The sequence below is a fragment of the Methylobacterium sp. WCS2018Hpa-22 genome (genome assembly GCF_031843785.1).
GTDB lineage: Bacteria > Pseudomonadota > Alphaproteobacteria > Rhizobiales > Beijerinckiaceae > Methylobacterium.
The window spans coordinates 1-19,531 of record NZ_JAVTJA010000028.1 but is presented as its reverse complement, the minus strand read 5'-3'; the positions used below and the strand labels follow the sequence as shown (position 1 = coordinate 19,531).

Annotated in this window: 18 protein-coding genes; 10 read left to right on the top strand and 8 right to left on the bottom strand. The window is 68.9% G+C overall.

The window, feature by feature from the left end; genetic code table 11:
- Positions 1–42 precede the first annotated feature (42 nt).
- The 7 genes from RQI43_RS23775 to mdcA are packed head-to-tail and all read right to left on the bottom strand — an operon-like array spanning position 43 to position 6,131.
- A complete protein-coding gene (locus RQI43_RS23775; RefSeq protein WP_311276802.1) occupies positions 43–990 on the bottom strand; it encodes an acyl transferase in 948 nt (315 codons plus the stop codon).
- A complete protein-coding gene (gene mdcB / locus RQI43_RS23770) occupies positions 987–1,850 on the bottom strand; it encodes a triphosphoribosyl-dephospho-CoA synthase MdcB (protein WP_311276801.1) in 864 nt (287 codons plus the stop codon). Before mdcB ends, RQI43_RS23775 begins: the two co-directional genes overlap by 4 nt.
- Positions 1,847–2,518, bottom strand: coding sequence for a malonate decarboxylase holo-[acyl-carrier-protein] synthase (mdcG, locus tag RQI43_RS23765; RefSeq protein WP_311276800.1), 672 nt, complete (start codon positions 2,516–2,518; stop codon positions 1,847–1,849). The genes mdcB and mdcG overlap by 4 nt, the downstream gene beginning before the upstream one ends.
- Positions 2,511–3,242: a biotin-independent malonate decarboxylase subunit gamma gene (mdcE, locus tag RQI43_RS23760; RefSeq protein WP_311276799.1), complete on the bottom strand. Its 732-nt coding sequence runs from the start codon at positions 3,240–3,242 to the stop codon at positions 2,511–2,513. Before mdcE ends, mdcG begins: the two co-directional genes overlap by 8 nt.
- Entirely contained in the window at positions 3,229–4,161 is a 933-nt protein-coding gene (locus RQI43_RS23755) for a biotin-independent malonate decarboxylase subunit beta (protein ID WP_311276798.1), read from the bottom strand. The genes mdcE and RQI43_RS23755 overlap by 14 nt, the downstream gene beginning before the upstream one ends.
- The gene (mdcC, locus tag RQI43_RS23750) at positions 4,161–4,472 is read right to left on the bottom strand and encodes a malonate decarboxylase acyl carrier protein (protein WP_056427204.1); all 312 of its coding nucleotides are present in this window, start codon (positions 4,470–4,472) and stop codon (positions 4,161–4,163) included. The genes RQI43_RS23755 and mdcC overlap by 1 nt, the downstream gene beginning before the upstream one ends.
- Positions 4,473–4,484: 12 nt before the next feature.
- Positions 4,485–6,131, bottom strand: a complete 1,647-nt coding sequence (gene mdcA, locus RQI43_RS23745) for a malonate decarboxylase subunit alpha (protein WP_311276797.1) — start codon at positions 6,129–6,131, stop codon at positions 4,485–4,487.
- Between the two features lie 299 nt (positions 6,132–6,430).
- Here mdcA and RQI43_RS23740 point away from each other — a divergent pair, with 299 nt between their 5' ends.
- The 6 genes from RQI43_RS23740 (at position 6,431) to RQI43_RS23715 (ending at position 13,023) form a co-directional block, all read left to right on the top strand.
- Complete coding sequence (locus tag RQI43_RS23740; protein ID WP_207411974.1) at positions 6,431–7,099, top strand: GntR family transcriptional regulator; 669 nt, start codon at positions 6,431–6,433, stop codon at positions 7,097–7,099.
- Between the two features lie 225 nt (positions 7,100–7,324).
- Positions 7,325–8,257 (top strand): S41 family peptidase, encoded by a 933-nt coding sequence (locus tag RQI43_RS23735; protein ID WP_311276796.1) that lies wholly within the window; start codon positions 7,325–7,327, stop codon positions 8,255–8,257.
- A gap of 152 nt (positions 8,258–8,409) precedes the next feature.
- Positions 8,410–8,772 (top strand): hypothetical protein, encoded by a 363-nt coding sequence (locus RQI43_RS23730; RefSeq protein WP_311276795.1) that lies wholly within the window; start codon positions 8,410–8,412, stop codon positions 8,770–8,772.
- A gap of 42 nt (positions 8,773–8,814) precedes the next feature.
- Positions 8,815–10,203, top strand: coding sequence for a PepSY domain-containing protein (locus RQI43_RS23725; RefSeq protein WP_311276794.1), 1,389 nt, complete (start codon positions 8,815–8,817; stop codon positions 10,201–10,203).
- A gap of 25 nt (positions 10,204–10,228) precedes the next feature.
- On the top strand, positions 10,229–10,639 hold the full coding sequence (locus RQI43_RS23720) for a DUF2946 family protein (RefSeq protein ID WP_311276793.1): 411 nt from the start codon (positions 10,229–10,231) through the stop codon (positions 10,637–10,639).
- Positions 10,640–10,701: 62 nt separating this feature from the next.
- Complete coding sequence (locus RQI43_RS23715; protein ID WP_311276792.1) at positions 10,702–13,023, top strand: TonB-dependent receptor domain-containing protein; 2,322 nt, start codon at positions 10,702–10,704, stop codon at positions 13,021–13,023.
- 79 nt (positions 13,024–13,102) lie between these two features.
- Here RQI43_RS23715 and RQI43_RS23710 read toward each other — a convergent pair whose 3' ends face one another.
- A complete protein-coding gene (locus RQI43_RS23710) occupies positions 13,103–15,319 on the bottom strand; it encodes a TonB-dependent siderophore receptor (protein WP_311276791.1) in 2,217 nt (738 codons plus the stop codon).
- Between the two features lie 475 nt (positions 15,320–15,794).
- Here RQI43_RS23710 and RQI43_RS23705 point away from each other — a divergent pair, with 475 nt between their 5' ends.
- The 4 genes from RQI43_RS23705 to RQI43_RS23690 form a co-directional block, all read left to right on the top strand.
- Positions 15,795–16,592, top strand: a complete 798-nt coding sequence (locus RQI43_RS23705; RefSeq protein ID WP_056427226.1) for a lytic transglycosylase domain-containing protein — start codon at positions 15,795–15,797, stop codon at positions 16,590–16,592.
- A 154-nt stretch (positions 16,593–16,746) separates the two neighbouring features.
- On the top strand, positions 16,747–17,208 hold the full coding sequence (locus tag RQI43_RS23700) for a DUF4126 family protein (RefSeq protein ID WP_207411948.1): 462 nt from the start codon (positions 16,747–16,749) through the stop codon (positions 17,206–17,208).
- A 419-nt stretch (positions 17,209–17,627) separates the two neighbouring features.
- Positions 17,628–18,008: a response regulator gene (locus tag RQI43_RS23695; RefSeq protein ID WP_018043373.1), complete on the top strand. Its 381-nt coding sequence runs from the start codon at positions 17,628–17,630 to the stop codon at positions 18,006–18,008.
- Positions 18,009–18,092: 84 nt separating this feature from the next.
- Positions 18,093–19,531, top strand: a 1,439-nt coding sequence (locus RQI43_RS23690; protein ID WP_311276790.1) for an AI-2E family transporter, incomplete at its 3' end; no start/stop codon positions are given.

The following is a 19,531-nucleotide window of genomic DNA, read 5'->3' as shown; positions in this document are numbered from 1 at the left end:
ACACGGATGATGGCGCAACGAGGCAAAAGAGAACCGGGCGGGTCAGCCCGTGCCGGCATTCGCCGCGAGCCAGTCCATGAGCCCGGACAGGGAGCGGAAATCGGCGACGGCATGGACGGCCGCGTCCGGCATGGCGTCCCGCCCCATGGTCGCCAGGGCATGGCCGGGGCCGAGTTCGAGCACGGCCCGCGCCCCGGCCTCGCGGATGCCGTCGAGACAGGCCGCCCAATCGATGGTCCGCGAGATCGCTTCGGCCAGCTTGTCGAGCCCCTTGGCCACGTCGAAGACCGGGGCACCATCGAGACCGCTGAGGAGGCGAGGCGGCGGCGACGGGCCGAGGCGAGACGGCGTCAGGATCTCGGCCCGCGCCACCTCCGCGTGAAACCGCGCACTGGCCGCCGCCAGGAGCGGCGTGTGCGAGGGTGTATGGACCGGCAGAACCACGGCCCGCGCCGCGCCCGAGGCGAGAGCCCGAGCACAGAGCGATTCGAGATCGGCCACCGCCCCGCCGGCGACCACGCTGTCGGCGGCGTTGAGGATGGCGAGATGGCAGCCGTGCTCCTCGACCAGGGCCGTGACCCGCGCGCGCGACAGGCCGCGAAGGCCGGCGAGCCCGTAGCCCGGCCCGCTGGCCTCATCCATCGCCTCGGCTCGCGCGGCGGCCAGATGCAGGATCGAAGCGGGCGAGAACCGCCCCGCGCAGCCCCAGGCAGCGAGATCGCCGATACTGTAGCCGGCAAGGACCACACGACCGGGATACCTCTCCCGTAGGACGCTCCATGCGGTGAGGCCGGCGACACAGCACAGGATCTGACCGGTGCGGTTCCCGTGCAGGGCCGGGCCGCCCGTCCGGGCGAAGTCGCGCGGGTCGGCGCCGAGGAGGGGCGTCGCCGCCGCGAAGATGTCCTGAGCGGCGGGATGATCGGCCATGAGATCGAACATGGCGGGATTCTGCCCGCCCTGGCCCGAGAGCAGGACCGCGAGACTCATGCCGCCTCCAGTCCATCGACGAACAGGGTCATGGCGAGGAGGTCGGCGCTGCCGCCGGGGCTTAGGTTTCGGGCGACGAAGGCCCGGTGGACGGCCTCCGCTTGTGCCCGCCAATCGTCCCGCGCGACGCCTCCTCCGGCGAGGAAGGCCGTGGCCGAGGCGCGGGCGAAAGCATAGCCCGCCTCGCCGCCGCGATGGAGCAGGTTGGTATCCTCGAGATGGGCGATCAGGGCGAAGCAGGTCTCGACGCGAGCCGCCTCCTCATCGCCGAGGCGGAGATGCCGCGCCCGGCGCAGGGCGGGCAGCCCAATGGCGTAGAGGGTCGGAAATCCGGCCGCAGCCTCGGCGGGCGCTCCGCCGATTCCGTAGCGCCGCCGCGCCGCCGCTCCCGGCGCATGGAGCAGGACGGGTCCGGCGAGGATCGCGTCGCCGTAGCGCTCGCTCACGTGGCGCCCGAGCGCTCCCGGCGGCAAGCGGCAGGCCGTGTGGGCGAGGGCGCCCGCGGCAGCGGTGAGAAGGCCGAGGCCGAAGATGGCGCCGCGATGGGTATTCACCCCGCCCGTCACCTCCCGCATGGCGGTTTCGGCCTCGATGCCGATCTGGCGCAGGGTGGGCATGCCGGCCCCTGCGGCTCCGGCATCCGCCAACTCGGCGAAGTAGGGCAGGAGGGCCGTGGCACTGGCGCGAAAGGTGCCGGCATCCATGTCGGCATGGCTGCCGCGATCCACATGGCTGACGAGGCCGGGCTTTGGATAGGTCTCGACTTCGCGGCGCAGGGACTCGACCGCGCGTTCCGCGATGTCGCCGGGGCTGAGCGGAATCCGGGCGTCCCTGACCGGAGAGCGGGCGCGGGCGATCATGACGCCGCCTCCCGGAGGAACGACGCGGCGGGGCGCAGGGCGAGGCTCTCCCGCCCCTTGCACAGGACGGTTCCCCCCTCGGGCGCATCGAGCAGTTCGCGCCAGTTGATGCCGGCCCGGTCGGGCAGGACGATCTCGCCATCGAGACGCATCGGCGCGCCCGCCTCGATCCGTGCGAGGCCCTGCAGAAAGCGAGGATCGACCCGGCCAGAGACCGGCCAGAGTAGGTCGAGATCGGAGCCCGACCCGAGATAGGGAAGACCGGTCAGCACCTGCCACAGCAGGCTTCCGAACACATTTGGCACGAGGCGGCACTCGCGCCCGAGGGCTAGCACCTCATCGACCACCGGCCACCACGCCTCCGGCGCGGTCATGCGCGCCCGCTCCAAGGCGACCGGTGCAAGCCGGCTCGCGGCGGCGGCCGGCAAGGCGAGGCCGATCCGGCGCTTGCCGGCGGAAGGCGGCAGCGGCAGGCCGGCGGGGATGTGATCCGCAGGCTCGCCGGGATCGCGGCGGCGGACGATGACCGGCCAGCCGCGACGGGCCCATTCGGCGAGATGGGGAGCGCCGTCGAGATCCTGGCGGCCGGCAAGGAGGCGCGCCCAGGATGCCGGGTCGACGCGCAGGAGGTCGTGGCGGGCCAGACCCGACGCCTCGTCCTCAGTCACGGCGTGCCACGTCGCCCGTCGCCGCCCGCACAACCCGCCTGGCGATGTCCTGCGCCATGAGCCGCCCGCCGCGCTCCTGGCCGAGGGCATCGCGGCCATCCGTTGTGGAACTCCCGGCGATGAGGGCTTCGATCTGGGGACCGAGCGGTGCCGTGGGGTCGAGCACGGCATGGACCGCCCCGGCCTTCACCATGTTGTCGAGGCCGGGCGCGAAGACGGAGGTGGATGTCGCCATCTCTTCCAGCCGTTCGAGGGGGAGCTTCGTGACCCGCGCCACCGAGGCCAAGTCCATCACGCTCGGATGGGCGCCGGGCAGGGCGGCGAGCACCCGCGTTGCCAGGGCGGTGGCGATGAAGGCACCGGCCGCCGTGTGCCCGTAGACGAGGCCGATCGTGGGGTGGCCGCTGGCATCGGCGAGGAGCAGCGCCTTGGCGAGATGGGCGAGATATTCGTTGAGGCCAAGCAGCTCGTCGCGGCGACTCATGCGCTGGCTGTCGGAATCCACGGCGACGAGGATCGGCGTCTCGCCGCCCCGGCGCACCACATCGACAACGCGCCCGGCGAGGAGACAGGCCCCCTCGATCCCGAGCGGCGCGTTGCCGTCGATCCCGACGACCGCGAGACGGCCCGCTCCGAAAGGCCCGTCGCCGCCGATGAGGCCGTCCACGACCTCGACGCCGTGCCCCTCGGGAAACAGCGAGGCCAGGATTTCAGCGAGCGTCATGGGGCGCCTCCGGCAGTCGGGCGAGAAGGGCGTCGAACCGGTCCGTGTCCAGGCCCGGCACGGCGGCCGGATCGTTCACGCCGAGGCGGCCCCAGATCTCGGTGGCGTCCCGCGCATCGCCGAACCGGTCGAGGCGGGCTTCGAGGCGAGCCTGTTCGGCCTCCAGGGTGGCGAGATCGAAAGCCGGCGCCTTGCCGATCTGTTGGCGGGCGGCATCGCGAAACGCTCGGATCGTATCGTCCGCGAAAGCGTCCGCTCCGCCGATGAGGCGGCGGTGCTTTCCGCCCATGGTGCGCCAGACCAGCGCCCGATCGCGGGAATCGAACTCCTCGGCTCCCCTGTTGGTCTCGATCACCTCCGGGCCGGAGACGCTGATGCGTCCGCCCTCCGAGACCACGAGGCGCGAGCAGGTGCCGGCGATGAGGCCGCCGCCGCCGTAGCAGCCGGCGCGCCCGCCGATCAGCCCGATCACCGGCACGCCGGCCCGGCGCAGATCGGCGATGGCCCGCATGATCTCGGCGATGGCGGTCTCGCCGGCATTGGCCTCCTGCAGCCGGACGCCGCCGGTATCGAACAGGATCAACACCGCCGCCGGCTTCACCTGGAGGGCCGCCCGCAGCAGGCCGACGAGCTTCGCGCCATGGATCTCGCCGAAGGCCCCGCCCATGAACCGGCCCTCCTGCGCGGCCAGGAGGACGAGCGAACCGTCGAACCTCCCGCGTCCCACCACGATGCCGTCGTCGAAGGCGCGCGGCAGGTCGAAGGCGGGCAGGTGCGGACTCATCACCCGCTGTTCGGGGCCGAGGAACTCCTCGAACGAACCGGGATCGACGAGGGCGTCGAGGCGGGCGCGGGCGCTGGCCTCGTACCAGCTCTGGTCGAGGGGATCGGCGGAGAGGGAGACGGGGCTCATCGCCATCACACGGCCTCCATCAGCCGGGCGCCCTGGAGCAGGCGCAGGGTCACGGTGTCGGGCCGTGCCCCGCCATCGTTGATGGTGATGCGCAGGCCGCCGGGCTGTCGGCGCGCCACGAAATCGGAGACCACCGCCTCCCAGACCGGTCCGTAGCCGTTGATCGCGGTATCGATCTCGACGGTGCATTCGTCGGGCGCGAGACTGCGCTCCATCAGTACTTCGAGGTTGCCCGAGGCGACCACGCCGGTGATCGCCTGGGCCTTGGTGCCGGGCAGGGGCTTTGCCGTCCGATGCCGGAAGGTCAGCTTTTCCATGGGGGCGCTCCCTCACCAGTTCCGGAACTTGGCCGGCGGCTCGTAGAGGCCGCCCGACCAGTGCACGAGGTCCTTGATCGACCGCGCCGCCAGGAGCGAGCGGTCGGCGTCCAGGGGATCGATGCCGAGATCCTCCGGCCGGCGGATGATTTTTCGCGCCCGCAGGGACTCGACCGTGGCGTTGTCGCGGCCGCGCCCGACATCGGTGTAGCCGGCGACCCCGCGGATCGCCTGCTCGCGCTCGTCCAGGGTCCGGCACAGGAGCAGGTTGGCGATGCCCTCTTCCGTGACGATGTGGGTCACGTCGTCGGCGTAGACCATGACGGGAGCGAGTTCGAGATCGAGCTTGCGCGCCAGTTCGAGAGCGTCGAGCCGCTCCACAAAGGCCGGGACCAGCTTGTCTCCGAAGGTCTCGACCAGCTGCACCACGAGCTTGCGGCCCCGGCGTAGCGCCGGATCGCCGGTGCCGCCGGCCTCCTCGCCGGCCTTCATCCAGGGGTCCGAGGGGTGACGCCTGCCATGGGGATCGGAGCCCATATTCGGCGCGCCGCCGAACCCCGCCACCCGGTTGGTGGTGACGGTGGAGGAATTACCCTGGAGATCGATCTGCAGGGTCGAACCGATGAAGAGATCGCAGGCATAGAGCCCCGCCGTCTGGCAGAAGGCGCGGTTGGAGCGCAGGCTTCCGTCGGAGCCGGTGAAGAACACGTCCGGCCGCTCGCGGATGTAGCGGTCCATCCCGACTTCCGAGCCGAAACAGTGGATCTGCTCGACCCAGCCCGATTCGATGGCCGGGATCAGGCTCGGATGCGGGTTGAGTGCCCAGTGGGTGGCGATCTTGCCCTTCAGGCCGAGCCGCTCGGCGAAGGTCGGCAGCAGCAATTCGATGGCGGCGGTGCCAAAGCCGATGCCGTGGTTGAGCCGGCGGATGCCGTATTCGGCGTAGATCCCCTTGATCGCCATCATGGCCATCAGGATCTGCGTCTCGGTGACCGCCGCCGGATCGCGGGTGAAGAGCGGCTCCACGTAGAACGGCCTGTCGGCCTCTACTACGAAATCCACCCGGTCGCCGGGGATGTCGACACGGGGGACCCGGTCGACGATTGCGTTCACCTGCGCGATCACGACGCCGTTCTTGAAGGCGGTCGCCTCCACCACCGTCGGCGTGTCCTCGGTGTTGGGGCCGGTATAGAGGTTGCCGTCACGATCCGCCGAGACGCCCGCGATGAGGGCGACGTTGGGTGTGAGATCGATGAAGTAGCGCGCGAAGAGTTCGAGATAGGTGTGCACCGCGCCGAGCGCGATCTGCCCGCCATAGAGCATCCGGGCGATGCGAGCGCCCTGCGGCCCGGAATAGGAATAGTCCAGGCGCCGGGCGATGCCCTGCTCGAAAATATCGAGATGCTCGGGCAGCACGATCCCGGACTGAACCATGTGCAGGTCGTGGACCCGCGCCGGGTCGCAGGCGCTCAAGCCCCTCGCGAGGCAATCCGCCTGTTTCTGGTTGTCGCCTTCGAGGCAGACCCGGTCGCCCGGCAGCAGCACCGCTTCCAGCAGGTCGACCACCGCCGAAGCGGGCACGACCTTGCCCTCGGCATGGGCGCGGCCGCGCTCGATCCGCGCGTCCCTGGCATTCCGCTGCACCCGCCAATCGGCCATCCGATCCGCCTCTCGTCATCCGGCCCCGCATCGGCGGCGACCGTGGGAACGCGCGGCCAGCGACAGGTCGCGGACCGTCTCGTATCGCGCCATGCGTACCCCGTCTGGCGACCAAGTCAATTCTGGGTATACCGATATGGGTTATCGGCGAGGTAAAGAATACGAGATGGCGATAAGACGAGGCCTCGGCATTCCGGGCGTGCTAGGATCCTCCCTCTCCCGCTTGACGATCCGCCCCATCTGGGATGAGGGACATCGTGAGGCGGTCCGGCAACGCAAGCGGGGAGGGGACGACGATCATGGACGGCATCGCCGAGGAGCGGGGGCTTCTCTCCGACCTGATCCGCAACGCCCTGACCGACGAGATCGCCGCCGGCACCCTGAGCGCGGGCACGGCCCTCGACGAACAGGACCTCGCCGACCGCTTCGGCGCCTCCCGGACGCCGGTGCGGGAGGCGTTGCGCCAGCTCGCCTTCAACGGGCTCGTGGAGTTGCGCCCGCGCCGGGGCGTCGTCGTCACCCGGATGACGCCGGAGCGAATCATGGACATGTTCGAGGCCACCGCCGAGTTCGAGGCGATGTGCGTGCGTCTCGCCACCTACCGGATGACACCGCTCGAGCGCAGCCACCTCATGGACCTGCATGCCCAGTCGGAGGCGATGGTGGAGGCGGGCGATGTGGACGCCTACGACACGCTGAACCGCGGCTTCCACGAGGCCCTCTACGGCGCCACCCATAACGGCTTCCTGCTGGAACAGGCGCTCGCCTTGCGCACCCGCCTATCGGGGTTTCGCCGCACGCAGCTGCGCCATGGCGAGCGGATCAGGACCTCCCGCGCCGAGCACGGCGAGATCCTGGCCGCCATCGCCGAGGGCGACGGCGACGCCGCCGCGAGGCGGATGCGCGCCCACATGCTCAACGCCGCCAGCGCCATCGGCCATTACATCGCCGAACATGCCGGCGCGTGAGGCGATCAATCGCGACGGCGGACGGGATAGGTTCCGCCGGTCGTGCTTTGGTTTGGAATTTGCTCCGGGCCAGCGGCGGCCTTCGACCCTTACGAGAAGTCGGGCGACCTCGCTGGCCATTGTCCAAGGCGGACAATATGGTTGCCGGGAGTAGTTGGAGGTTTAGCCATGCGCCGTCGTCGATCCGTTGTCGCAGCAGTATTTTGCACAACTGTACTGGCGAACATGGCGGCACCCTCCATTTCCAAAGCCGATATCTCAACGGAAAGCTTGAAGCGTGCGCCCCTCGCCCAGGACACGGTCAGGAAAGTCGTGAACGGCATCGCCGCCGAGCTGAGAGAAGGATACGTATTCCCCGATCTGGGAAAGCAGGCCGCGGATGCAATCCAACGTGATCTGGATGCCCATGCCTATGCGAAGGCGAGCGATCCCGGCGAGTTCGCCACGCAACTCACCGAACGCCTGCGGTCGCTTACCAGCGACAACCACGTGAGGGTGATCCATGGCGATCCCTTCGCGAACCGGCCCAAGCCTTTGGACATGCGAGGGACCGGCTTTCAGGTGAAGCGGTTGGCTGGCAATGTCGGATACATCCACCTCGCCAGCTTCATTCCGCCCGGGGATTTCAAGCCGGCCGCCGACAAGGCGATGCAGGACCTATCGGACACCGCTGCGCTCATCGTCGACATGCGCGACAATGGCGGCGGCCATCCGGCTTCCGTCGCCTACCTCGTCAGCTTCTTTCTCGATCCAAGCCAGCGCGTTCACATCAATGATCTGATCTGGCGCAATCGCGGGACGATGAGTTTCCGAACGGAGTCGTTCTGGAGTTCGCCCACCCGCGTGAGCTACCTCGGCAAGCCGGTCTACGTGTTGGTCGGTCCCAAGACATATTCGGCAGGCGAGGAGTTCGCCTACGATCTACAGGCCCTGAAACGCGCGACCATCGTCGGTGAGAAAACGCGCGGGGGCGCCAATCCGGGTGGCCTCAACGAGCTCGGCTCGGATTTCTTCGTCGTCGTGCCGACCGGCAGGGCAGCGAATCCGATAACGGGCGGCAACTGGGGCGGTGTCGGCGTGAGACCGAATGTGTCGGCCACCTCAGAGGTCACGCAAGAAGCGGCGCTGGCTTTGGCGACGCGCGACAGCAAGTTGTAGGGCCGGCACGTGCACTTTCAGCTCGTACTTACGGGAAAGCGGAAAGGAAAGACATCACCCGCTCCGTCGCCCACAGCCATACCGCACACCGAGACACCACCGATCCGCTCGCCACGTTGACGGCGCGCGAACCCGTGCCGTAAGGCCTCATCATGCGGAAGCTCTCGCCAGGGACGGCCGGCCTGCGCGCGATCATCGCCATGATCGCGCTCTACGGCCTGTGTCTCCAGGCCTTCCTCGGCACGATGGCGCCACCGGCCCCGGCGGGATGGGAAAGCGCCCTCTGCGGGCATGACGCACCGGACGATCCCGCCGATGCGAGCCCGGCCTGCGCGCATGCGTGCTGCACGGCGGCCCATGCGGGACCGCAGGCGCCGGGACAGGACACGGCCTTCGCGACGGTGGTCTGGCAGGCCCGCCCCGCCCCGCTTCCGCCACGTCCGGACGTGGTGGTCCCCGCCGCGCGGGCACCGCCCGACCAATCCACCGGATCGCGAGGTCCGCCTTCCGCCTGAGAGATCAGACCGTTTCGATCGCTCAGACCCGGATTGTTCCCGATGACCCCATCGTCCCAGGGCGGCGCCCACGCATTTCGCGGGGCCGACGCCATGCGCGTGTCCCGCGACGGCATCTATCGCGCCGTCTGGCGCTGGCACTTCTACGCCGGCCTGCTGTGCCTGCCCTTCCTCGTCCTGCTCTCGACGACCGGCGCGCTCTACCTGTTCAAGGACGAGATCAACGCCACGGTCTTCGCCCACCGGACCGAGGTGGCGGCGCAGAACCGGGCGCCCGTGAGCGCGAGCCGCCTCGTCTACACCGCCTCCGAAGCGGTTCCGGGCGGTGTGCCGGTCTCCTTCACCGGCCCGGCCTCCGCGACCGCCTCCACCCTCGTGACCATGAGGGAGGGCGGCAGCCGGATTCAGGTCTACCTCGACCCCTACAACGCCGACGTCCTCGACGTCGTGAACACCGAGAACGACCCGATGATGGTGGTGAGGCGCCTGCACAGCCTCAGCTATTTCGGCACGGTCGCCAACGGGATCGTGGAGGTGGTGGCAGGCTTCGCGATCATCCTCGTCGTCACCGGCACCTATCTGTGGTGGCCGCGCGGGCAGGGGGGTGGTGTCGTGACAGTCCGGGCGAGGCCGTCCAAGCGCGTCTGGTGGCGGGACCTCCACGCGTTGACCGGGCTCGTGGCCGGCGCCGGCCTGTTCTTCCTCGCGATCACCGGATTGCCCTGGTCGGTCTGGTGGGGCCAGCAGGTCCGCGCCCTGTCCAACGAAGCGGGGCTCGGCCAGCCGCGCGCTTTGTGGGCGGGGAAGGCGGTGTCCGCCGTGCCGATGAAGGACCGGCTGACCCAGGCGGGCTGGACCATGGAGGACGCGCCGATGCCGGTCTCGCAACCGGCGGACGCGCCCGCCATCGGCCTCGACCGGGCCCTGGCCATCCTCGACGGCCTCGGCATGCCACGCGGCTACGAGGTCGCGCTGCCCGAGGGACCCACCGGCATCTATGCCGCCGCGATCTACCCGCGCGACGTCGACCGCCAGCGGCTGATCTCCCTCGACCAATATACCGGCGCCCCTCTGGTGGACGTGGCCTTCGCCGATCTCGGCGGCGTCGGGCAGGCGATCCAGTACGGAATCGGCCTGCACAAGGGCGAGTATTGGGGCCGCCTGAACCAGTTGGCGATGCTCGCCTTCTGCCTCGCCACGATGCTGCTCAGCGTCACAGCCGGAACCATGTGGTGGAAGCGGCGGCCGGCGAGCGGTCTCGGCGTCCCGCCCTGGCCGCGCGACCGCCGGATCGCCGCCACGGTCACCGCCCTGGTCCTCGGGCTGGGCGCGCTGTTTCCACTGACCGGCCTCGCCATCCTCGCCATGATCGGGCTCGATCTCGGCATCCAGGCCCTCCGGCGCCAAGCGCGGCGACCGGCGGCGGCCTGATCCGAGCGACGCGGGGACCGCGCCCGTGACCGACCTCATCCGCCAATTTCGCGCCCTGCGCGCCATGCGCCTCTGCCTCGGCAGCGGGTTGATCCTGCTCGCCCTGTGGGGACAGGCGATCGCACCGCTGGCCGGCTTGCGGATGATGGCGGACCACGCCGTAGCGGGAACCTCGGTCGACCTGCTCGTGCTCTCGGCGATCTGCGGTCATGCGGAGGGCTCCCCCGCCATCGGGGATCAGTCTCCCGCCGCGCCGGCCTGCAAGGCCTGCCCGCTCTGCGCGGTCGGGCTGTCGAGCCCACTCGTTCCCCAAGCGCCATCGGTGGCGCGGCGCCAGGGATGGCACGCGCTGGCCTGGCCGATCCCGCCGCCATCCGAGCCGGCCCGTCCACATCGCCCGGCCGGCCAGCCGCGCGCACCGCCGACCGCGTCCTGATCCAGCGCGCGCCGTCTCCCCACGGCGCATCCCCTCTGCCGCGATCCGGAATGCTCCCCTCGATGTCATCCTCCCGTTTCCCTCATGCCGCCCGCCGCATCGGCGCCCGGCATGCCCTCCTCGCCCTCGCCGCCCTGCCGCTCGCGAATGCCGACGCCCTGGCGCAAGCCGCCGAGGACGGCGTCACGCTGCCGGAACTCTCCGTCGTCGGAGAGCCAGGCCGGAGCGGCTTCGGCGTCGCCTCGCCCCAGGGCTCGGCCCCCAGCGTCATCGAACAGCCCGTAGGGCAGGTGGTGACGCAGGTCGGGCGCAGCGGGACGATCGACAATCGCCCCGCCACCGATATCGGCTCGGTCCTCGTCAACAGCCCGGGCGTCACCGTGCGCCAGGGCAACGGCGCGCGCGACGTCGTCATCTCGATCCGGGGCAACAACGCCCGCTCCACCGGCGTCACCAAGAACATGGTGGTCCTGGAGGACGGGTTCATCCTGACGCAGCCGGACGGGGCCTCCCGCTTCGATCTCGTCGATCCGCGTGCCTATTCCCGCATCGACGTGTTCCGCGGGCCGCAATCGGCCCTGTTCGGCAATTACGCCACCGGCGGCGCGCTGGCCTTCCGGACGCGGACGGGCCGCGAGATCAACGGCTACGAAATCGGCACCGAGGCGGGCAGCTTCGGCTATCTCAGCAATTACTTCACCGTGGGCGGCGCCAGCGGTCCGGTGGAGATCAGCCTGTTCGCCAGCGACGCGCGCGGCAATGGCTACCAGGGCCATTCCTCCTACGACACCCAGACCATCAACCTGCTGGCGAGCTACACGCCCACCCCTGACAACCGCTTCACCCTGAAGGTGATCAACAACCAGGTGAACGCGGACCTTCCCGCCCGCTCCTCCCTCGACCAGTTCGGCATCAATCCCTATCAGCGCGGCTGCGCGGCTGTGGCCACCGCCGCCCCGGGCTGCACGCTCACGAACCTGCGCATCAACGGGGCCTTCGGCGCCACCGTGCCGGTGACGGCGGACGAGGGCGCCTTCGGGCGTAAGGACCGCCGCACCATCGTGGCGGCGCGCTGGGAGCACGATATCGACGCGCAGACCACGTGGCGCACGCAGCTCGGCTTCGACGAGCGCAACTTCAACCAGCCCTTCTATACGTCCTCGTCGCGCGGCTCCTATCCGTCCTGGAACTTCCTCACCGACCTGACCCGGCGCGGCGACCTCTTCGGCCTGCCGGCGGTGGGCTACGTGGCGCTCGCCTACAACACCATCGACAACCACATCACGACCTTTAACCGCGCCCCCTATGGCGGACCGACGCTCGGCGCGCTGATCGGCGACCAGGAGGCGGTGCAATCGAATCTCGGTGGCCGTGCAAGGACGGAGGTCGCGCTCTCGGATCAGTGGACGGGTGTCCTCGGCATCGCGGCGGAGAACACCACCATCACCGGGCGCAACGTCGCCTACGGCTATTCGGCGGCGGGACGGACGACGACGGTGGCCACGACCGACCGCAGCTTCCTCAACGTCGCGCCCGAACTCGCCCTGGTCTACCGGCCGAACGCCGCCTGGGCGTTCCGGGGGCGGGCCGCCACGGGATACACCACGCCGGCGGCGAGCAACCTGTTCATCACCCCCGCCGGCCTTCCGGGCAGCAACACCCAGCTCCAGACCCAGGAGAATCTCGGCTTCGATCTCGGCGCCGACTGGACTCCGACGGAGAATCTGCGCCTCAGCCTGACCGGTTTCTACGAGTTCTTCCGCAACGAGCTCGTCTCGCAATCCCCCGGCGCCGGGCTCCTGAGCTACACGTTCAACGCCCCGGCCTCGGAGCATCGCGGCATCGAGTTCGCGGCCGACTGGGCCTTCTCACCCGGATGGCGCGCGGTCGCCGCCTACACGTTCGACGACCAGATCTATACGACATACACCGAGCAACTCAGCGCCGGAGCCTTCACCGAAAGGTTCGACCGCGCCGGCAACGCCATCCCGGGCGTGCCCGCCCACCAGCTCCTCGCCCGTATCGGCTACGACCAGCCGACAGGGCCGCTCGCCGGCCTCGGTGCCTATGTGGAAGCGGTGGTCCAGGACGGCTTCTTCCTCGACAACGCCAACCAGTTGAAGGCGCCGGGCTACACCGTCGTCAATGCCAACGTGCATTACGCGGCCGACCTCCCCGGCGGATACGCCAAACGCATCAGCCTCTACGCGGAAGTCCGCAACGTCTTCGACGAGACCTACGTCTCCTCGGCCCAGAACCTCGCGAACTCCCTCAGCGCCACGAGCGGCCTGCAGAACGGTGCGGGCGTGCTCGCCGCCACCACGGGCTCGGTCTTCGCCGGGGCGCCGCGCAACGTGGTCGCGGGGATGAGGCTGTCCTTCTGAAAACGCCGACGGGCCGGATAGGGCATCCGGCCCGTCATTGTCAGGACGATCGCGGGGTCAGCGCCTCAGCGGACCCTTGTCACCACGTCACGCGCGCCGTCACCAGGGCCTGGAACGGCTCGCCCACGGCCACCAGCAGGTTGCTGGCCGCCGATGACGTATAATAGGTCTCGTCGAACAGGTTCTTGAGGTTGAGCTGGATCGTTGTCGCCCGACCGTTCACCGCCGTGCGATAGGCGAGGAAGGCATCGCAGACGAGGTAGTGGGGCATGGTGAAGGTGTTGGCGGCATCGCCCGGCCGCTCGCCGATATAGCGGGTACCGAAGCCGGCCTCGAGGAAACCGGGGCCGAGGCGCATGGAGCCGAGCTCGCCCTCCCGCGTCACCGCGCCGAACTGGTGGGTGAGGAAGGCGGAGGCCGTCACGCGCGGCGTGTTCTGAAGCTCCTTGCCCGCGAGGATGGGATCCTCGGTCACGAGGGCCTGGGTGAAGCCGTAGCTGCCGATCACCGCCCAATCGGGCAGGATCTGACCTGCGAAGTCGAGTTCGAACCCGCGCGAACGGGCCTTACCGGCGGTGGTGGCGAGCCGTGCCCCGTCCACCACCTGGGTGACCAGCACATTGGCCTTCTCGACGTCGAACATGGCTCCCGTCACGGTGAGGCCGGGGCCGAGATCCGCCTTCACACCGACCTCGTAGGCCTCGCCTTCCTCGGGGGCGAGGGAGCCGTTGGTCTCCAGATCCGTGACGTTGGGTCGGAACGAGCGGCTGAAGCTGCCATAGAGCGAGAGATCGGGCGTCAGCTTGTAGACGATCCCGGCACGCGGGACCGGCTGCACGCCGTTGATGTCGGTGGTGACCACGGACGGTCGTCCGGCATAGGCGAGCTGATCGTAGATCTGCGCGCTGATTCCGGCCACCAGGATGAGCTGGTCGGTGAGGTGGAACGAGTCCTGGAGATAGAGGCTGGTGTTGTTGAGCCGATCGCGGACGTCACTCCCCGTGAGCGAAACCTGGCTCGACGGGCCGAGGCGATCATAGATCGGGTCGAAGACGTTGAAGCCGCCCTGGTTCGCTCCGCGAATGGTAGTCTTGCGGAAGTAATCCACCCGCTCGTACATCGCGCCGGCCAGGATGTCGTGCCGCAGGCCGAACGTGTCGACGCGTCCGGTCAGGTCGAGGCGGGCCACATGCGCGTTGAAGTCGCCGCCCTGGGTCGAGTCGGCCCTTCGGGTCAGCATGCCCCTCTCGGCATTGTACGAGACCGCGCGGACCTGATTGTCGTCGTAGCCGAGATGGCTGAAGCTGTAGCCGAAATGCAGCCGCCAATCGTCGTTGAAGCGATGCTCGATGTCGAGGCTGGCGAGATGGCTCGTGGCGTCGACGCTGCTGAAGCGTTCGTCGAAGCGGCGGTCGCGCGGGACCTTCAGGGGACGGCCGGTGCGCGGATCGAAGATGGTGCCGCGGTCGAATGGAATATTATAATGCGAGAACTCGTAGGCCACCGTCACCTTGGTGTCGTCGCCCTTCCAGGTGAGTGATGGTGCCACGACCTGTCGTTCGATCGCTCCGAAATTGCGCCAGTATTGATAATCCTGGAAATCGCCGACCACCCGATAGGCGAGGTTGGTGCCTTCGATCGGCCCGGTCACGTCGGCCTGGACGAGACCGCCGCCGAAGCTCGTCCCGGTGATGCCGAGGGCGCCGTGTGACGTGAATTCGGGACGCTTCGAGACGAGGTTGATGAGACCTCCCGGCTCCGAGATGCCGTAAAGCAGGGAGGCGGGCCCTTTCAGCACCTCCACCTGCTCGATGGCGTAATTGAAGTTCTGCTGCAGGACCGTACGGCGGCCATCCCGCAGGATCGAGCTGTCCCGCGTGGTCCCGAATCCGCGCCGGATCACGCCTTCCTGCGTGCCTCCGAGGCTGTTGGCCTGGGCGGTGCCGCTGACGTTCCGCAGGGCCTCGTCGAGGGAGAGGACGGCCTGGTCGCGCAGGACCGTGGCGGGCACCACGGCGATGTTGGCGGGCGTGTCGAGGAGCGAGGTGTCCGACCCGGCCCCGAAACTGGTGCGCCGGGGCTGATACCCGATGGTCCTCCGGCCATCGCCGTCGACGGTGATCTGATCGAGGGACACGGCCATCGGGGACGCGGCCTGCACCACGGGGCCGTTCTGGGCCCAGGCCGTGTCCGCGAGGACGAGGGCGGCTCCGCCCGCCAGCAACCACGGCAAGCGGTTGGCGGCTCGGCGGTCGAGCCCCACCGCGTTTGTCACGCATCCTGTTTGGTCTTGCATTGTCGGCTCCGGAAACACTCCGGGATCACAAGTATTACCAATGATATACTCTGACAATATCCAGTAGAAACATTGTAATTCTTCTAAATATGCAATTTAGTGATGAATCAATAGGTGATATTTTTCATAATAACCGATATTTCATGCGTCAGTAAATTTCCACTGCTTTGTCTTGCATGCATAATAGCCTGCTTATCGACGGCGCAAGGCGATATGCGTCCGATCGCATCCCCCTCGGAGGCGAGCGGAATCGAGCGCATCGCGGAGTCGGCGGATTGTGCAACGCTGCCGGATCGAGCTCAGGCAGGGCACTCGCGGATGGTCAGGGTGGTAACCGTAAGATCACATCTTGTCGGGAACTGGGACCGGGCGCCCCGACACCTCAGCAAGGTTGTAGCCTTCCCATGCGGAACGGCTTAGGGCGATCGGCAAAGCTGGCGGTCTCCTGAGAGCTGCCGCGACGAAGGAGTTTCGGATGACCAGACGCGGCTACAAGGGAGCCATCATCGCCGCCGGCCTCGGTGCCCTGGCCTGCATGGCCGGCACGGCGCAGGCGGCCCAATGCGGCAACACGGCCAGCGGTTTCGAGGCGTGGAAGACCCAGTTCGCGCAGGAAGCGAAGGGACGCGCCAGCGCCGCGAGCCTCGCCGCCCTTATGGAGACCTCCTATTCCGGCGCCACCATTTCTGCCGACCGGGGCCAGAAGAGCTTCCGCCTGACTCTCGACCAGTTCCTGGCCAAGCGCGGCGGCCCCACCATCGTCGCGCGCGGCCGCAAGCTGAAACAGACCAACGCGGCGTTGTTCGCCTCGATCGAGCAGCGCTACGGCGTGCCGGCCGGCCCGCTCCTGGCGATCTGGGGCATGGAGACGGGCTTCGGCGCCGTTCGCGGCAATATCAATACGCTCTCCGCCGTGGCGACCCTCGCCTACGATTGCCGCCGTTCGGACTTCTTCACCGACCAGCTCTACGCGGCCCTCACCCTCGTCGATCGTGGCATCCTCAACGCCTCGACCCGCGGCGCCGCCCATGGCGAGGTCGGCCACACCCAGTTCCTGCCCAAGAACGTGCTGACCTACAGCACCGGTGGAAGCCTCGACAGCGCCCCCAACGCGCTCAACGCCACCGCGAACTTCCTCAAGGGCCACGGCTGGAGGGCCGGAGCCGGTTACCAGCCGGGCGAGCCGAACTTCGCGGCCATCCAGGGATGGAACGCCGCCACCGTCTACCAGAAGGCGATTGCCCAGCTCGGACGCCAGATCGACGGCGAGTGACGGAAATTCGGGGCCCTGCGGGGCCCCGTTTTCGTTCGGTCCAGCCGCTCGTATCGGGGACACGCGCGGCGCCGCTTCCCTAAGCCCACCTTGACTTGGCCCGTGCCCGGTCGATCTTCCGGCTTCGACGATGGCGTCGCAGCAGGAAAACTCCATGGCCGGGATCGTTCTCGCGGGATTGATCGGGATGGTGGCGGGTCTGCGGACCTTGACCGCGCCGGCGGCCGTCGCCTGGGCGGCGCATCTCGGCTGGATCTCCCTCGACGGGAGCTGGCTCGCCTTTCTCGGCTACCGCTCGACGGCCGTCATCCTCACCCTTCTCGCGCTCGCCGAGTTCGTCACGGACACGCTTCCCGCCACGCCGAGCCGCACCGTGCCCGTGCAGTTCGCCGCGCGGATCGCGAGCGGCGCCCTGTGCGGCGGTGCGATCGGGACGGGCCTCGGACAGCCCGTCGCCGGAGCCCTGGCGGGCGCGGCGGGCGCCGTCATCGGAACGCTGGTCGGCTCCCGGGCGAGGGCGTGGATGGCCGCCTCCTTCGGTTCGGACCGGCCGGCCGCCTTCATCGAGGATGCCGTCGCCGTCATCGCTGCGATCCTCGTCACGAGCGCAATTTAGCACCGCGTCCGGGCTTCGCCTCCCGGCCCCGCCGACGGATTCGATCTCTTCCCGCCTTGCCGCTTCGTATCTCGTCCGTGACGGACGATAGAATTGTCGGCATCGAGGACCGGAAGCGCGATTGGTGCGTTGCAGTTCATCGTCACGCCTGACACCAGGACGCTCCGCCGTGGGGAGCGACCATCCGGGGCCGGGCGAGGAGAGGGCGATGGCCTTTGCACCCCTCCGCCGCACGGCCGGACATATCCGGCTCCAGCCGGCGGCGGAGGGGGCAGGGACGTCGTGGCCGGGCCGGCAGGCACGGAGACCGATGTCTTCAACACGAGTGGTCGTGCGAGAGGGATCCAGGCCTCCCGAACGAACGATCACGCAAGCGCAGGCCCGAAGAGTCGGGTCGAGATGATGCCGGAGTTCCGTTGATGGCCAAGATCCTGCTGGTGGAAGATCATGAAGAGATCTGGGACTTCCTGTCCCGCCGTCTCAAGCGACGTGGCTACGACGTCATCCTGGCCCATGACGGCGAGGCCGGCGTGCAGCAGGCCCGCGCCGGACGGCCGGACGTGATCCTCCTCGATATGAACCTGCCCATCCTCGACGGCTGGTCGGCGGCCCGCGCCCTGAAATCCAGCGGCGATACCCGGGACATCCCGATCATCGCGCTCACCGCCCACGCCATGCTGGGCGACCGCGACAAGGCGATCCAGGCCGGCTGCGACGATTACCATCCCAAGCCCATCGACTTCTCCAAGCTCCTCACCCAGATCGGCGCGGCTTTGGGCGGCGCGGAAACGCCGGCCTGACCGATGGTCCGATCCAGGACTTCGCGCGTCCCGTCGGGACGGGGCTTCCACTGACACGCGTCGAGACGAGAAGACCCATCCTCCATGAGTGACGATCCCATCACCGCGCGCCTGATGCGGCAGGCGATGCCGGTGTTCACGATCCTGGCCTCGTGCCTGCTGGTCGTCACCATCGCGTCGATGCTGTATTTCGGCCGCGACATCATCGTACCCGTGGTCCTGGCGATCCTCCTCAGCTTCGTCCTGGTGCCCGCCGTGCGCGTGCTGAGGCGGGCGATGGTGCCGCGCGCCGCGGCGGCGCCCCTCGTGGTGGTGGCGGCTTTCGCGGCGATCATCGGGGTCGGGCTGCTCATCACCACCGAGGCGGGCCAGCTCGCCTCCGACCTGCCGCGCTACCAGATCACCATCCGCGAGAAGATCGCCTCGGTGAAGGAGGCGACCTCGGGCAGCGGAACCCTGTCTCGCATCGTCGACATGGTGCAGGACCTCGGCGAGGAACTGCAGCCCGCGGCCCCGAAGGACGAAGATCTTCCGGGCCGATCGGGCAGCCGCGCCAACCCCCTCCACGTGGTGGTCGCGACCCCGCAGGCTGCCCTCGCCACGACGCTCGGCGCCTTCGTCGGGCCCATCCTGCACCCCCTCGCCACAGCAGGCCTGATCCTCCTTTTCACGATCTTCATCCTGCTGCAGCGGGAAGACCTGCGGAACCGCGCCATCCGGCTCGCCGGCTCGGGCGACCTGCGCCGCACCACGGCGGCCATCGACGACGCCACGAGCCGGCTGAGCCGGTTCTTCCTGGCGCAGCTCGCCCTCAACATCGCCTTTGGCGCGGTCATCGGCACCGGCCTCTGGTTCATCGGGGTGCCTAGCCCGATCCTGTTCGGCGTGCTGGCGGCGATCCTGCGCTTCGTGCCCTATATCGGTGGCGCGATCAGCGCCCTTCTGCCCCTGATCCTGGCCGCTGCGGTGGATCCCGGCTGGTCGATGGTCATCGCCACCGCGCTCCTGTTCCTCATCGTCGAGCCCATCGCCGGCCATGTGGTCGAACCGCTGCTCTACGGCCATTCCACCGGCCTCTCGCCGCTGGCGGTCATCCTGGCGGCCACGGTGTGGACCTTCCTTTGGGGACCGATCGGCCTCGTCCTCGCGACGCCGATTACGGTCTGTCTCGTCGTCCTCGGCCGCCACGTGGACCGGCTCTGGTTCCTCGACGTCATCCTCGGCGACCAGCCGGCCCTGGCGCCGCCCGAAATCTTCTACCAGCGCATGCTCGCCGGAGACCCGGCCGAGGCGATCGAGCAGGGCCGGCAGGTGCTGAAGGCGCGGGCGCTGGTGACCTATTACGACGAGGTCGTGCTGGCAGGCCTTCGCCTCGCGCAGGACGACCTCGCCCGCGGGGCCCTCGACCGGTCGCGCCAGAGCGAAGTCGGCGCGGCGATCCGCACCGTGGTCGACAGGCTCAAGCTCGCGCCGATCAAGCGGTCGGGCTCCGCCGCGAATGCCGAAGCGGCGGGGGCCATCGC

Coding starts and splice junctions, on each gene's coding strand:
- RQI43_RS23775 (WP_311276802.1), bottom strand. CDS start 990: ATGAGTCTCGCGGTCCTGCTCTCGGGCCAGGGCGGGCAGAATCCCGCC.
- mdcB (WP_311276801.1), bottom strand. CDS start 1,850: ATGATCGCCCGCGCCCGCTCTCCGGTCAGGGACGCCCGGATTCCGCTC.
- mdcE (WP_311276799.1), bottom strand. CDS start 3,242: ATGACGCTCGCTGAAATCCTGGCCTCGCTGTTTCCCGAGGGGCACGGC.
- RQI43_RS23755 (WP_311276798.1), bottom strand. CDS start 4,161: ATGGCGATGAGCCCCGTCTCCCTCTCCGCCGATCCCCTCGACCAGAGC.
- mdcC (WP_056427204.1), bottom strand. CDS start 4,472: ATGGAAAAGCTGACCTTCCGGCATCGGACGGCAAAGCCCCTGCCCGGC.
- mdcA (WP_311276797.1), bottom strand. CDS start 6,131: ATGGCCGATTGGCGGGTGCAGCGGAATGCCAGGGACGCGCGGATCGAG.
- RQI43_RS23740 (WP_207411974.1), top strand. CDS start 6,431: ATGGACGGCATCGCCGAGGAGCGGGGGCTTCTCTCCGACCTGATCCGC.
- RQI43_RS23735 (WP_311276796.1), top strand. CDS start 7,325: ATGGCGGCACCCTCCATTTCCAAAGCCGATATCTCAACGGAAAGCTTG.
- RQI43_RS23730 (WP_311276795.1), top strand. CDS start 8,410: ATGCGGAAGCTCTCGCCAGGGACGGCCGGCCTGCGCGCGATCATCGCC.
- RQI43_RS23725 (WP_311276794.1), top strand. CDS start 8,815: ATGACCCCATCGTCCCAGGGCGGCGCCCACGCATTTCGCGGGGCCGAC.
- RQI43_RS23715 (WP_311276792.1), top strand. CDS start 10,702: ATGTCATCCTCCCGTTTCCCTCATGCCGCCCGCCGCATCGGCGCCCGG.
- RQI43_RS23710 (WP_311276791.1), bottom strand. CDS start 15,319: ATGCAAGACCAAACAGGATGCGTGACAAACGCGGTGGGGCTCGACCGC.
- RQI43_RS23705 (WP_056427226.1), top strand. CDS start 15,795: ATGACCAGACGCGGCTACAAGGGAGCCATCATCGCCGCCGGCCTCGGT.
- RQI43_RS23700 (WP_207411948.1), top strand. CDS start 16,747: ATGGCCGGGATCGTTCTCGCGGGATTGATCGGGATGGTGGCGGGTCTG.
- RQI43_RS23695 (WP_018043373.1), top strand. CDS start 17,628: ATGGCCAAGATCCTGCTGGTGGAAGATCATGAAGAGATCTGGGACTTC.